This window comes from Parasphingopyxis marina (genome assembly GCF_014237875.1).
Classification (GTDB): Bacteria; Pseudomonadota; Alphaproteobacteria; order Sphingomonadales; family Sphingomonadaceae; genus Parasphingopyxis; species Parasphingopyxis marina.
In genome coordinates this window covers 1,115,443-1,128,835 of the sequence record NZ_JACJVJ010000001.1, presented here as the reverse complement: position 1 = coordinate 1,128,835, position 13,393 = coordinate 1,115,443, and the positions used below count along the sequence as shown (strand labels likewise).

Sequence of the window (13,393 nt, the reverse complement as noted above, 5' to 3'; positions counted from 1 at the left end):
AGAGTCTTAACCATATGCCCCTAACAATGTCGGCGTGTGGGAGAAGTCGATGCCGACTGTCGGCGGTAAATTAAGGCACTTGGCCGCTTCGGAAAGTTCGCTCGCGCGGCAGGTTCGCGCGTCGCTGGTCCGCACCCTTTATTCATCGCCCGCATCGCTCGTCATCGGCGCCCTCACCTGCAGCGTTACGGCGGGCTGCATCGCCCATGTATCGGGCAATCTTGCGCTTCTCCTCTGTTCGATTGCCATCCACATCACCGGCCTGTTCCGCATCGCCGGCGCGATCGCCTATAACCGCACCGAACATAACGGCACGTCGAGAGAGAGGCTGCACTGGGAGCGTTTCTACGAAATCGGCGCCTGGCTCTATGCCTCGCTGCTCGGTGCCATGGCCTATCTTACCTTCACCCAGGTCAACCACACGATCCTGCTGCTGATGGCCGCCATCCCGGTGACCGGCTATGCCGCCGGCGTGGCCGCGCGCAATGCGGGCCGGCCGCTCATCGCCATCGGCCAATTGTGCCTGTGCATGGTACCGATCATGCTCGGCCTCGTGGTCATGGGCACCGCGCTCTCCATCACGCTCGCCGTGCTGACCCTGCTTTTCGTCCTCGGCATCATGGACATCAGCCTGCAGACCTATGAAGTCGTCTACACCGCGCTTTCGGGCAAGCAGGAAAAGAGCGAGGTCGCCGCGCGTTTCGAGAAAATGGCGCGCAGCGATATGCTCACCGGCCTCGACAACCGGCTCGCGATGCAGATGCGGCTGGGCGAATTGCTGGACTCGCTGGACGAGCGGCCGACCGACAAGCTTGCCGTCATCTGGATGGATCTCGATCACTTCAAGGCGATCAACGATACGCTCGGCCATCTCGCGGGCGACAAGGTTCTAATCGTCACCGCGCAGCGCGTGAAGGCCGTTCTCGGCCCGCGCGGATGGCTGGCCCGGTTTGGCGGCGACGAGTTCGTGATCATGGCCAATGTGGAAACCGTCGAAGAGGCAAGCCGGCTCGGCCGCGAAATCCTGGATTCGGTTTCGCAGCCGGTCAGCATCAACGAAAACACGGTCGAGGTCGCCGCTTCGCTCGGCGTCGCGGTCGCGCCCGATCATGGTCGGCAGAGCGAGATCATGCTCAAGAACGCCGATATCGCCCTCTACCATGCGAAGAATGACGGGGGGAAAAAGGTCCGCGCCTTCGAACCCTTCATGCACGAGGATTTCCTCATGCACCGCCAGATCGAATCCGGCCTGCAGGAGGCGCTCGCCAACGACGAATTCACCCTGCTCTTCCAGCCGATCGTCGACCTGGAAACCGGCAAGACGCGCAGCTGCGAAGCGCTATTGCGCTGGAAACATCCCGAACTCGGGGATGTCAGCCCGGCGGTTTTCATACCCGTAGCCGAAAGCGCCGGCCTGATCGGCGACATTACCGAATGGGTGCTACGCAAGGCTTGCGAGGCGGCGGCCGGCTGGCCCGAGGACGTCAACGTCTCGGTCAACATCTCGCCCGCGCTGCTCAAGCAGACCAACCTGCCGGTGACGATCATCGAAACCCTGGTCAACACCGGCATGGTCGCGCGGCGCCTGGAACTCGAAATCACCGAATCCGTGCTGCTCGACAAGAGCCCGCACACCAACTCGCTGCTGCGCCAGCTGCAGAAGATGGGCCTGCGCCTGTGCCTCGACGATTTCGGCACCGGCTTCTCCTCGCTCACCTATCTGCGCAGCTGGGAATTCGACACGATCAAGATCGACAAGTCGTTCATCCGCAACATCGCGAACAGCCCGACCGACCAGAAGATCATCGGCGCGGTCGTGCAGCTCGCGAAGTCCCTGCAGGTCGCGACCGTCGCGGAAGGCGTGGAAACCGAAGAGCAGCTGGACCGCGTCCGCGACGCCGGATGCAGCCGCGTGCAGGGCTATTATTATGCCCGACCGATGAGCGCCGAGCAGGCGTCCCATCGGCTCGCGAGTGAAGCGGTGCCCGACGACGGCACCGTCCAGATCGTCAACCTGCGCTGACCTTTTCCGAGAGCTTCGCCTGGGCGCGCACCAGCCGCTCCATCAGCCGAAGATCGCCCTCGTCCAGCTTGAGCGCCGTATCGGCCCAGATCTCGACGATCGCGTTGAGCTCGTCGAGGGTTACCGGAAGCACGTGGCGGCTGGCTTCGTAGACCGCGCTGTTGCCGGCATGGCGGCGGTTGTTGGTGCGCAGATAATCCTTCACCGCCTCTTCGCCCTTGCCATCCTCGACAAGCATATGGACGAGACCGAGATCGTACATCTCCTGCGCCGAATAGGTCTTGCCGCTCAGGATCATCTGCTCGGCCCGCGCAAATCCCAGGCGCCGCGCCAGGAGCGCGTGCGCGCCCATGCCCGGGAACAGGCCGAAGGCGATTTCGGGCAATCCGAATTTCGCGCTGCGTTCGGCGATGATCACGTTGAAAGACATCAGTGCCTCGAACCCGCCGCCCAGCGCCTGTCCCTGGACGAGCCCGATCGTGACGATCGGCAGGCCCAGGCACTTCATGTTGCGATGGAGGATGTTGTTGCAGGCGCGACCATAGTCGAGCAGCGCCTGGCGATCGCGGTTACGGATATATTTGGAGAAAAGGCCAAGATCGCCACCGAAATTCCAGACGCCCGGAAAGCGCGATCCCAGGATCAGATAGCGGAGCGGCTCCCCGCCTATGCCGTAGAGGCGCGCGATCTCGCTCTGCCAGATCTCGAAATCGCGGAGCATGTGCAGGTTGAAACTGGGCCGGCTGCGCGGCGTCATGAACGTCCACAGCGCCTCGCGTTCCTCGTCCCACGTCACTTCCAACTGGCCGAGGTCGAACAGCGAAGAAGGCTTGGGAGGCGTTACACGGCGGAGTTCGGTATCGTCGAGCAACGGATCGGCTGCATCGCTGGCCAGTGCGTGGCCATCCGTCGCGCTGATCCTGCTCTGGTCCATAGCACGCCTCCGAACATGGTTGATCGAATCTAAACATATTTGCGAGGTCGCGGCAAACGATAAAGAAGCCGGGCTGAAATCGTCTCAGGACAAGACAGAAAGCAAAGCTTTCCAAGACGTTATGGTTAACACCCGATCCTGAAAAAGATCGGGGCGTCTACTTTTTCTTAAGCAGTAGCCGCGATATCGGACGAATGCACAGTCCTCGATCCTTCAAGGCCGAGAAGCCCGTATCGCTTCACAAGGTCGCGCGTTTCCACCGCATCGACGGCGAAATCTTCGATGTCCGGATGACGTCCGGCTGCGAAATCTTCGTCGGCCGGTTTACGCGGCTCCCCGATCTTGATCATCGGGACGGCATCATTTCGTTCAGCGAACCGGCACTTTTCTAAAGCCGACCTCGCGCGCTGCGGCGCTGGCGCCTAGGCGACAAGCCAGCCGAATTGCGTGTGCCCGGATCGCGTGATGCCGGACCGCAACCGGACCGGCGACCGTCCATTTATATTGCCGGCCAGCAGGGGAACCAGCTCGCCCGGCGCCATGTCGGACCGGTCGATGCGCAGTTCGGTGCGCGCAAGTTTGCGATGTTCGGCAAGGGCCGGCCGCAGCAGCGTCCAGTCCGACCAGCCCGTCAGTCCGATCATCGCCTCGCCGGGCCGTAAACCGAAACCCGCCCGGGCATCGCGCCAGATGCGGGCGTCCGCGCCGTCGAAGCGCATCGTCCGCACGCCGGCGCGGCGCGCCGCGCTCGCCAGTTCTTCGCCCAGCGGCGTCCGCGCGTCGACCAGCGCGGCGGCGATCCGGCGATCGAACGACGTCCCGTCCGCGCCGCGCCCCAGCAGCCGGCCGCCAAATGCCCAGGCCGCACCGATCGCCGATCCAGCCAGGAATTCGCGCTTGTTGACGCTGCCGATCATGGCGCGTGATCCTCCGACAGATAGGCGGCGATCGCGTCGAGTTCGGCGTCCGTGACCTCGACGCGAGAGAGCGGCGGCATCGCGCCCAGGCCATTGCGCACCGCCGCCATTGTCAATGCCGAAGGCACGCCGCCGGGCCGTTGCGCAAGCAGCGCGTTTTCCGGGCCGACCCGGCCGGTCAGCAGATTGGTGCCCATGCCGCCGCCCAGATGACAGACGCCGCAGCGCCGGTTGAACATGCGTTCGCCATCCTGGCCGACCGCGACGCGACTGGCCGGATCGGTCACATCCGCTCCCTGCTCGGCCTCCATCGGACGAAATTCCATCGGCGGGGGTCCGCCTTCCGGCCCGCCCACCGCGGGCTCTCCGTCCGCCGAACAGGCGGCGAGGAGCATGCAGGCGGCAAGCACGGTGAATGCCGGTTTCATCACGAACCCTCCCGCTGAGCACGATAGCGTTCGGGCCAGATACCCTGCTTGCCCGGCGCGATAATGCCGTTGGGGTCGAGCGCGTCCTTGATCGCCTCGGCCATTCTCCGCTGGGCATGGTCGTTGAAATCATAGGTGTCGGAGACCGGGTCCATCCAGCTCAGATGGGTGCGATATTCGCCATAGCCGGATTCGCGGGCATCGGCGATCAGCGCGTTGAAGAGCCGCCTGATATTGGCGACCTGCTCTTCATCGTCGCGATCGTACATCAGCATATTGATGTTGGTCGCATAGCGCTCGCCGAGCGTGAACGAGGCGTAGAAATCGACATCGTGCGCCGCGATCACCGCGCGGGACCGTTCGAGCTGACGCAGGATATGCTCGCTAGTCGCCGGAACGATCGGCGAAAAGCCGAGATGCGCGCCACGTCCGCCCGTCCAGTTCGCCATCTGCAAGGGCACCGCCGTCGGCACGCCGAAGCCCGGATCCATGGTGTTCACCTCTTCGCCGCGGCTCCAGGCCGTCTCGACAAATTCGGTATCGGTATGTTCGGCAAAGGCGCGCCTGATGACATCGGCCTTGGCCCGGTTGACCGCTTCCTCCCCGTAAACGCGGATGTTGACGGCCCAGAAGCCGAGATTGTGGTCGGCGCGGATCTGATCGGCCACCTCGTCGGGCATCGCGCCGGGGCCGTCGTAGAAGTCGCTGCGCTGCCCCATCAGCACGAGCCGGCCAAGGGAGGAGGATACGAACTGGTTCTGGTCGATCAGGCCGTTGCGGCGCATCGGCGAGATGGTGTCGACGATCCAGCCGATATCTTCCTCGTTGGGCGCTTCCATCGACAGCGATATGCTGTGCTCGGGCTCCGGCTGCAGCCAATAGCCCATCTTGGTGACGATCCCCATGTTCGACTGGGTGAACATCTGGTCGAAGCTGGGCCCGAAGCTCAGCGGGTAGACGTGCCAGCTGTGATTGCCCTCCATGCCGCCCATATTGGTGCGCATCACATCGCCGGTAGGCATCACCACCTCCATTCCGCAAATGTTGCGGGCGTGGAAACCGTAGGGCGTGTAGCCGAAACCGTGATCGAGCGCGTTGCCCATCACCGATCCCCAGGCATTGCCGGGAACGGACATCCAGAGCGGATGATTATTGGCGCGCAGATATTCGTAGAGATCGAAAAAGCTGACGCCGGGTTCGACCACGCAATAGGCAAGATCGTCATTCACCTCGAGGATACGGCGCATCCGGCCCATGTCGAGCACTACCGTGCCCGGCACGCGCGGGGCGGCCGCGCCATAGCCGAGATTCTTGCCGCGGCTGATCGGCCAGAGCGGGATCCGGTGTTCGTTGGCGAGCCGGACGATCGCCTGGGTTTCCTCGACACTGGCCGGAGCGACGGCCGCCCCGGGCGCGTGCTCGTCCAGGTCGCCGGGCGCGTAATAATCGGCGTAAGTGTCGCGATCGAGATCGGTGGCGAGCGTCCAGTCATCGCCGACCACGCCCCGAAACGCGTTGAGCCCGGCATCGAACTGCGATGCAGTTACGCCGGGAGGCAGTTGCAGCCTCATGGAATCCTCTCCGCGATCGTCTCTCCTGTGAACCGTTTATCCTAACAATCGTTATCAAGGCAAGCGCGCAGCGCGCGATCGCGACACTGGCGTGCGACCGCGCGAACCGCATGGCAACCGCCTTATCGAAATCCCTAATCAAAGACTGCCACACCGGCTCAATGCCGAAAGCTTGCTCTCGGCGGAGGCCTGACGCGAAGCAGAATGGCAGATATTATCTTTTGTTATCAGAGTGGTAGGGGAATCGCTGTAACGGGTAAATGAAACTCGTAACATCGCGTAAACCTTGGCATTTCATCTTTTCGCAAGGCCGCTCGCCTAGTTCGGGGTCAGCCCCGAACAAGGAAGAATTAATCATGGAACGGAAAAGCAAGAGCCTGCTCAAAAGCACCGCCGGCGTAACCAATGTCGAATATGGCCTCGCGATCGCGCTTATCGCGCTCGGTATCAGCGCGGCCGTGGCAAACACCGGAGATTCGGTGGGCGGGACGATGAACACCGTGTCGGATTGTCTGCAGGGCACGACGGCTGGTTGCGACACCGGCAAGGGCGGTGGCGATGGCAGCGACGATTCCGGCAATGGCAGTTCGGGCAGCAGTGGCGGCAGTTCCAGCGGCGGTTCCAGCGGCGGCGGTGGCGGCTCTTCGGGCGGATCGAGCAGCGGTGGCAGTTCTGGCGGCAGTCGCTCTTCCAGCGGATCGAATGACGATGGCGGCAGCTCCAGCAGCAGTTCGTCGGGCGGCAGCTCGTCGGGCGGTTCCAGCAGCAGCGGTTCTTCGAGCGGATCGAGCGGCGGAAGCAGCAGCTCCTCCTCGGGCGGATCGAGCAGCGGCGGAAGCTCGTCCGGCGGTTCCGGTGGTGGCGGTTCGAGCGGCGGCGGCGGCAATGCCAGTTCCGGCGGAAACAACGCCAGCTCCGGCGGAAACAACGCCAGTTCGGGTGGCAACAACGCCAGTTCGGGCGGAAACAACGCCAGTTCGGGCGGAAACAACGCCAGCTCGGGTGGCAACAACGCCAGCTCCGGCGGAAACAACGCGAGCTCCGGCGGGAACAACGGATCCAACGACGACGACGATGATGATGATGGCTGGAGCTGGGGCGGCTGGGGCGGCTGGAGCTGGTAAGCCTATCCCGGGCCGGTGCCGCGACCGGGTGCGTTGAGCCCCTTCAGATCAGACCGCGCGCATGGAAATAGAGCTGCGCGTTTTCGAAAACGTCCATGCCCTCCCCGTCTCTCTCGTCCATCGCGGACGGGTCGGCGGAGAGCGTGTCGAAGGCCTGATACTGCGAAAGAAAGACCGTGCCGGTTAGCGCGTCGAGCAAGGGACTGCGCTTGAGCCGGTCCATCACCGGGCCTTTGACTTCCGAGAGATGGAACCGGACCTCGGCTTCGGCGAGGCGGTGGTTTATCGCTTCCAGGCTTTCGAGCGCCGAGGCGTCGATTTCGTTCACCGCCGAACACATCAGCACGACATGGCGCAGCTCGGGCCGGTCGGCCGCCTGCTCCAGCACGAACTCCTCCAGCCAGCGCGCGTTGAGATAGGTCAGCGCCTCGTCGACCCGGATCGTCAGCAAGTGCGGCACGGTGACCACCGCGTGACGCGTCACATTGCGGAAATGCTCGGTGTCGGGAACAAGGCCGACGATCGCCGCATGCGGCCGCGACGACCGCCAGAGATGGAGGACGAGGCTCAGCCCCACGCCGGCGATAACACCGGTCTCGACGCCAAGCCCCAGGGTCACGAGGATGGTCGCGGAAATGGCCAGGAAATCGCTCTTCGAATAGCGCCACAGGACCAGCGGCGTGCGGAAATCGACAAGGCTGAGAACGGCCACGATAATCGTTGCGGCCAGCGCCGCCACCGGCAGAAAATAAAGAAGCGGCGTCAGAAACAGGGTGGCAAGCGCAATGCCGACCGCGGTGAGACCGCCGGCCGCCGGCGTTGCCGCCCCGGCATCGAAATTGACCACCGAGCGGGCAAAGCCGCCGGTCACCGGATAACCGCCCGAAACCGCGGCCGCGATGTTCGAGGCACCGAGCCCCACCAGCTCCTGGTCCGGGTCGATCCGCTGGCGCCGCTTGGCGGCGAGCGTTTGGGCCACCGAAACCGATTCCACAAAGCCGATGATCGAGATCAGCAGCGCGGGCACGGCAAGCTGCGCCCACAGGCCGGGGTCGATCCCGGGCAACGCGACCGGCGGCAGGCCCGCGGGTATCGCGCCGACGGTCTCCACGCCGCGCGCATCGAGGCCGAGACCGACCACGGCGAGCGTGGTGACGAGCACGGCGAGCACCGGCCCTGCCTTGGCCAGCAGGTCCGCCGGGCGATCCGCCAGGCCGAGACGGATGAGCAGCGGCTTCAATCCCTTGCGCACCCAGAACAGGAACAGGATCGCGCCCACGCCCAGCGCCAGGGTGAAGGGGTTGAGCGCGCCGATATTGCCGGCAAGCGAACCGACGAGCGCGGGCAGGTTTTCGCCATGCGCCGATATCCCGAAAATATGCTTGAGCTGGCTCGTCGCGATGATGATGCCGCTCGCGGTGATGAAGCCGGAGACGACGGGATGCGAGAGCAGATTGGCCAGGAATCCGAGCCTGAGCACACCCATGATGACGAGCATCGCGCCCGAAAGCAGCGCCAGCGCCAATGCGGCGCCGATATATTCGGGGCTGCCGGGCGCGGCGATGCCGCTGGCCGTGGCCGCAGTCATCAGCGAAACGACCGCGACGGGGCCCACCGCCAGCGTCCGGCTGGTCCCGAAGATCATATAGGCGATGAGCGGCAGGATCGACGCGTACAGGCCGATCTGCGCCGGCAATCCCGCGAGCAGGGCATAAGCGAGGCTTTGCGGGATCAGCATGATCGTGACGATGATCGCCGCGACAAGATCGCTGGTCAGCGTGCCCCCATTATAGCGCCGCCCCCAATCGAGGATCGGAAAATAGCGCGTCCATCCCTTCACGGCCCTGCCCCTTTCCGCCGTCAGGCCGATTTGCCCGGATCGTTGGTGGCAGTCTGCACCCTGGCCGCAGTGACAAAGTGATGCGCGATCATTCCCGTCAGCATGGCCAGCACGAATATCGCCGCCTGGGCGGGCTGCAGCGCGAGCGAGGCGAAGGCGGGCCCGGGGCAGAGCCCGGCGATGCCCCAGCCGATGCCGAACAGGGCCGAACCGGCGACGAGCTTGCCGGTAAGCTTCTGGGTATCGGGAAGCGCGAAACCGCCGCCGGCAACCGGCACCTCGAGCCGCTTCTGGACGAGCCAGGCGAGGGCCATCACCGCGACCGCCCCGCCCATCACGAAGGCGAGCGTCGGATCCCAGGCCCCGAACAGGTCGAGAAAGCCGCGGACCCGCGCCGGATCGGTCATGCCCGACAGGGCGAGCCCGGCGCCGAACAGGGTTCCCGAAACAAGGGCGATGGTCGGATGCCGCATCACCACCCCCATCCGAGCGCGTTCATGATCGCGACGGTCGCAATGCCCGACGCCATGAAGACCAGCGTCGCGACGATCGAGCGGCGCGAGAGGCGGGAAACCCCGCACACGCCGTGGCCGCTCGTGCAGCCGCTGCCCATCCGCGTGCCGACGCCGACGATCAGGCCGCCGGCGATCAGATAGCCGAGATGCGGCGGGAAGCGCTGGACCACGCCGCCGGTGAGCAGCGCGACAGCCAGCGCGCCGATCAGCAAGCCGGCGAGAAACAGGATGGCAAAGGGTTCGGGGCGCGCGCCGCCGATGCCGGTCGCGCGCCCGGTCAGTCCGCTGACGCCGGCGATGCGCCCCGAGCCGAGCAGCATCACTGCCGCTGCGAGCCCGATCAGCGCACCGCCGGCGAGCGCCACGATGGGGGGGAAGGTTTCCATCATGGGCGTCCTAGAGCGTATTCAACGGCAGCTTCAGGTAGCGCGTGCCGTTTTCTTCGGGTTCGGGAAAATGCCCGCCCCGCATGTTGACCTGCACCGAAGGCAGGATCAGGCGCGGCATGCCGAGCGTCGCATCGCGCTGCGTGCGCATCTCGACAAATTCGTCCTCGGTCACGCCGTCATGGGCGTGGACATTGCCGGTGCGCTCGGCGCCGATCGTCGTCTCATGGACGAAAGTGTCGCGGCCCGGCGCCTTGTAATCGTGGCACAGGAAGACGCGGCTTTCGTCGGGGAGATGCATCAACCGGCGGATAGACTGGAACAGCCGGCGCGCGTCGCCGCCCGGAAAGTCCGCCCGGGCGGTGCCGTAGTCGGGCATGAACATCGTATCGCCGACGAATATGGCATCGCCGATCACATAGGCCATGTCGGCCGGCGTATGACCGGGAACGTGGAGCGCGACCGCCTGGATATCGCCAAGCGCGAAGCCGTCGCCATCGGAAAAGAGATGATCGAATTGCGATCCGTCGCGCGCGAACTCGGTGCCTTCGTTGAACACCTTCCCGAACACATTCTGCACGGTGAGGATCTCGGACCCGATGGCGAGCGTCCCGCCGAGATGTTCCTGCAGATAGGGGGCCGCCGAAAGATGGTCGGCATGGGCATGGGTTTCGAGCAGCCATTGCACGCTCAGCCCCAGCTCTTTCACATAGGCGATGATCGCATCGGCCGAACCGGTCGAGGTGCGGCCCGAGGGCTGGTCGAAATCGAGCACGCTATCGACGATCGCGGCCTTGCCGGTCGCGGGATCGTGGACGATATAGCTCGCCGTGAAGGTTTCCTCGTCGAAGAAACCCTGGACGATCGGCGCCGTGCTTTCCTCGGCCGCGGCTTTCGCGGCAAGATCGACGGCGGATTGGAGTGCGGTATCGTGGGTCATGATATCACCTTTTCCTGTTCGCCTTCGGACTCGAGGTCCGGGCAATAGATGTCGTGAAGCAGGCCAAGGACGCGCTCGGCGTTCGGATCGGCGATCCGATAGTGGAGCCTTTGCGCGTCGCGACGAAAATCGATGAGCCCTTCCTCGCGCAGCCGGCCGAGATGCTGGGACAAGGCGGACTGGCTCAGCCCGGACCGCACGACAAGTTCGCCGGCCGTCAATTCGCTTTCCGCCACGAGATGGCACAGCACGAGCAGACGGTGTTCGTTCGACAGCGCCTTCAGGAGCGATGCCGCCTTGGAAGCGTTTTCGGCCATGGCGGCAAAGGAAAGGGTATCGGTAATCGTCATGCTTCGCCTTCCTTACATTAGATAAACCTAATTTAGTTTGATCTAAATCAAATTCAAGGCGAGAAACCCATATTTCGCTGATCGCGCGAATCAGACGCCAAATATTGGCATATTTTCCTACTTCATCGGCCGCAGCTTGAATGTGTCGACACGCTGATTTTCCGAAAACCGCGCATTTTCGCCATTTTCAAAAACTGGCACGCTCCCTGCTTATATGAGGGCGTCACCGGTAAAGCCGGGACGCAACAGGAAACAGCCAAGGTTCAGGAGACCGAAAATGAACAACGAAATGGGATTTCATCAAAGAGTGCTCGCCATCGTGGCGGCAGCAGCGGTTTCGAGCATGTGCGTGCTCGGCACCATCGGCCCGGTTCAGGCAGGCCCCAACGGCGCACCGATGCAGGTCGCCGCCAATGCCACTCCGGCGGGACAGGCTCATGGCGACATCGCTTGAGCTTAGCCCCGTCGGGGCGGCCGCCTCGGGGGCCGCATATCCGATGGCCGATTACGGGCGGGGCGCGCTGAGCAGCCGCTCCACCCGTATGTTCTCCCGGATGCGCGATATCCTCGCGGCCAATCTCACCGACATGCTGGATCACAGCGAGACCCCGGAAAAGATGATCCGGATGATCATCTGCGAAATGGAAGAAGCGCTGGTCCATGTCCGCGCCTCGACGGCCCGGACGATCGCCGACCAGAAGGAATTGAAGGGCGCCGCCGACGCGCTCGCAACACTCGCCGGCAACTGGCGCGAAAAAGCGGAGCTCGCGCTCTCGCGGGACCGCGACGACCTGGCCCGCCAGGCGCTGGTCGAAAAGGCCAAGGCCGAAGAACGCGCCGCCGAAATCGGCGAGGAGATCGCCGTGCTCGGCAAGGCGCTGGGCGCCAACCATGCCGATATCGCCAAGCTCGAAGACAAATTGCGCGAAGCCTGTTCGAAGCGCGACCGGATCCGCACGCGGCTGGAATCGGCGCAGAACAGCATCCGCCTGCGCGAACTTTTGAACGGCGGCGCGATGCACGACGCATTCGCCCGCTTCGATCAGCTCGAACGGGTTGTCGACGAAGCCGAAGGCCATGCCGAAGCCGCTGCCCTCGGCCGCGCCGAGGAAGACGAGGCCGATCCCGTGCGCGACGCGCGGATCGAGGCCGAACTCGCCGAAATGCGAAAATCAACGGCCCGGTAACGGCCAGACAGGAAGGGAGTAAGGAAATGCGCTATCAAGAAAGAAACGCGGTGGTGCGGCAGGATCGCAAGCTGCTCGGCGTCTGTTCGGCCGTCGCCAACACGATGGGCGTCAATGCGCTCTGGGTGCGGATCGCGACGATCGCGCTGACCCTTTTCGTCACCGCCTGGACGATCCCCGTCTATCTCGTAACGGCCTGGATCATGGCGCGCGGCCGCGCCAACCGCCGCGCCGCCCATCGCTCCTCCTCCCGCCATATCGGCTATGAGCGGCGCTATGTGTCGGACGCCGACCGCCTGATCGCCCAGCGCGACACCGCGCTTTCGCGGGAAATCGACGCATTGCGCTAGGCGAAGCGGAAACCGCCCTTTCCGCCTTGCCGCAAAAAGGATCAGCGACTAACCCTCACGATTGTTATGATCGCCCCGGAACGGGCGGCAGCAATTGTGAGGGAGGACGAGGATGAGCGACGACCGGGCGATCGAGGAATTGCGGGCCGAAATGCAGGCGCTCCGCAAGGATGTGACCCGGCTGAAGGACATCCACGACGTCCGCACGCTGCATTTCAAATATGGCTATTATATCGACATGATGCTGTATGACGAGGCGGTCGATCTCTTCGCCGACGACGGCATCGTCTATTTCCTGAACGGTATCTACCGCGGCCGCGAGAGCGTGAGCCGGGTCTACCAACAATGGTTCCGCGACATGTTCATCGGCGACAGGACCCATAATGGACCTATTTACGGCTTCCTCCTCGATCACTTCATCTCGCAGGACATTGTCGATATTTCCGAGGACGGGAAGACCGCGCGCGGCCGTTTCCGCTGCATCATGCAGGCGGGATCGCACGACACCAAGGAAAAGCCGGTCCGTCCGATGCCCGACCAGTGCTGGGAAGGCGGCATCCACGAGAATGTCTACGTGAAGGAAGGCGGCGTCTGGAAGATCAAGGAACTCAACTACAACATGCTGTGGCAGGCCGATTACGACAAGGGCTGGGCGCATGACTCCGTGCATCTGCCGCCTATCGAAAAGACCTATCCCGAAGATCCGTTCGGTCCCGACGAACTTTTCGACTATACGCCGACTTTCTGGCCGCACACCCGGGTCGTGCCGTTCCATTATCCGCACCCGGTGACCGGCGAGCCCTGGACGGGCAACGAGGGAAAATAGGC

The 13,393-nt window shown here is 63.8% G+C and carries 16 protein-coding genes; 6 read left to right on the top strand and 10 right to left on the bottom strand.

What is annotated here, in order from left to right:
• Positions 1-49 precede the first annotated feature (49 nt).
• A complete protein-coding gene (locus H6P80_RS05660) occupies positions 50-2,023 on the top strand; it encodes a putative bifunctional diguanylate cyclase/phosphodiesterase (RefSeq protein WP_185800336.1) in 1,974 nt (657 codons plus the stop codon).
• Here H6P80_RS05660 and H6P80_RS05655 read toward each other — a convergent pair.
• Positions 2,010-2,957 (bottom strand): crotonase/enoyl-CoA hydratase family protein, encoded by a 948-nt coding sequence (locus H6P80_RS05655; RefSeq protein ID WP_185800335.1) that lies wholly within the window; start codon positions 2,955-2,957, stop codon positions 2,010-2,012. The two genes, H6P80_RS05660 and H6P80_RS05655, sit on opposite strands and share 14 nt — an antisense overlap.
• A 194-nt stretch (positions 2,958-3,151) precedes the next feature.
• Here H6P80_RS05655 and H6P80_RS05650 point away from each other — a divergent pair, with 194 nt between their 5' ends.
• Positions 3,152-3,349: a hypothetical protein gene (locus tag H6P80_RS05650; RefSeq protein ID WP_185800334.1), complete on the top strand. Its 198-nt coding sequence runs from the start codon at positions 3,152-3,154 to the stop codon at positions 3,347-3,349.
• Between the two features lie 30 nt (positions 3,350-3,379).
• On the opposite strand, the gene H6P80_RS05645 is transcribed toward H6P80_RS05650, so the two are convergent.
• The 9 genes from H6P80_RS05645 to H6P80_RS05605 all read right to left on the bottom strand — a co-directional run bounded on the left by H6P80_RS05645 (position 3,380) and on the right by H6P80_RS05605 (position 11,028).
• Positions 3,380-3,874 (bottom strand): hypothetical protein, encoded by a 495-nt coding sequence (locus H6P80_RS05645; RefSeq protein ID WP_185800333.1) that lies wholly within the window; start codon positions 3,872-3,874, stop codon positions 3,380-3,382.
• Positions 3,871-4,302 (bottom strand): c-type cytochrome, encoded by a 432-nt coding sequence (locus H6P80_RS05640; RefSeq protein WP_185800332.1) that lies wholly within the window; start codon positions 4,300-4,302, stop codon positions 3,871-3,873. Before H6P80_RS05640 ends, H6P80_RS05645 begins: the two co-directional genes overlap by 4 nt.
• A complete protein-coding gene (locus H6P80_RS05635) occupies positions 4,302-5,873 on the bottom strand; it encodes an FAD-binding oxidoreductase (protein ID WP_185800331.1) in 1,572 nt (523 codons plus the stop codon). The genes H6P80_RS05640 and H6P80_RS05635 overlap by 1 nt, the downstream gene beginning before the upstream one ends.
• A gap of 214 nt (positions 5,874-6,087) precedes the next feature.
• A complete protein-coding gene (locus H6P80_RS05630; RefSeq protein WP_185800330.1) occupies positions 6,088-6,936 on the bottom strand; it encodes a hypothetical protein in 849 nt (282 codons plus the stop codon).
• Between the two features lie 104 nt (positions 6,937-7,040).
• Positions 7,041-8,837, bottom strand: a complete 1,797-nt coding sequence (locus H6P80_RS05625) for a SulP family inorganic anion transporter (protein WP_185800329.1) — start codon at positions 8,835-8,837, stop codon at positions 7,041-7,043.
• A 20-nt stretch (positions 8,838-8,857) separates the two neighbouring features.
• On the bottom strand, positions 8,858-9,310 hold the full coding sequence (locus H6P80_RS05620; RefSeq protein WP_185800328.1) for a YeeE/YedE family protein: 453 nt from the start codon (positions 9,308-9,310) through the stop codon (positions 8,858-8,860).
• The gene (locus tag H6P80_RS05615; RefSeq protein WP_185800327.1) at positions 9,310-9,741 is read right to left on the bottom strand and encodes a YeeE/YedE family protein; all 432 of its coding nucleotides are present in this window, start codon (positions 9,739-9,741) and stop codon (positions 9,310-9,312) included. The genes H6P80_RS05620 and H6P80_RS05615 overlap by 1 nt, the downstream gene beginning before the upstream one ends.
• 7 nt (positions 9,742-9,748) lie before the next feature.
• On the bottom strand, positions 9,749-10,678 hold the full coding sequence (locus H6P80_RS05610) for an MBL fold metallo-hydrolase (RefSeq protein WP_185800326.1): 930 nt from the start codon (positions 10,676-10,678) through the stop codon (positions 9,749-9,751).
• Positions 10,675-11,028 (bottom strand): ArsR/SmtB family transcription factor, encoded by a 354-nt coding sequence (locus tag H6P80_RS05605; protein ID WP_185800325.1) that lies wholly within the window; start codon positions 11,026-11,028, stop codon positions 10,675-10,677. Before H6P80_RS05605 ends, H6P80_RS05610 begins: the two co-directional genes overlap by 4 nt.
• A 277-nt stretch (positions 11,029-11,305) precedes the next feature.
• On the opposite strand from H6P80_RS05605, the gene H6P80_RS05600 reads away from it, so the two are divergent.
• The 4 genes from H6P80_RS05600 (at position 11,306) to H6P80_RS05585 (ending at position 13,391) form a co-directional block, all read left to right on the top strand.
• Positions 11,306-11,482: a hypothetical protein gene (locus tag H6P80_RS05600; RefSeq protein WP_185800324.1), complete on the top strand. Its 177-nt coding sequence runs from the start codon at positions 11,306-11,308 to the stop codon at positions 11,480-11,482.
• A gap of 88 nt (positions 11,483-11,570) precedes the next feature.
• Positions 11,571-12,215: a PspA/IM30 family protein gene (locus tag H6P80_RS05595; protein ID WP_185800993.1), complete on the top strand. Its 645-nt coding sequence runs from the start codon at positions 11,571-11,573 to the stop codon at positions 12,213-12,215.
• A 26-nt stretch (positions 12,216-12,241) separates the two neighbouring features.
• Positions 12,242-12,565: a PspC domain-containing protein gene (locus H6P80_RS05590; protein WP_185800323.1), complete on the top strand. Its 324-nt coding sequence runs from the start codon at positions 12,242-12,244 to the stop codon at positions 12,563-12,565.
• Positions 12,566-12,677: 112 nt separating this feature from the next.
• Positions 12,678-13,391 carry a nuclear transport factor 2 family protein gene (locus H6P80_RS05585; RefSeq protein ID WP_185800322.1) on the top strand — a complete coding sequence of 238 codons (714 nt, stop codon included), beginning with the start codon at positions 12,678-12,680 and terminating at the stop codon, positions 13,389-13,391.
• Positions 13,392-13,393: the final 2 nt, after the last annotated feature.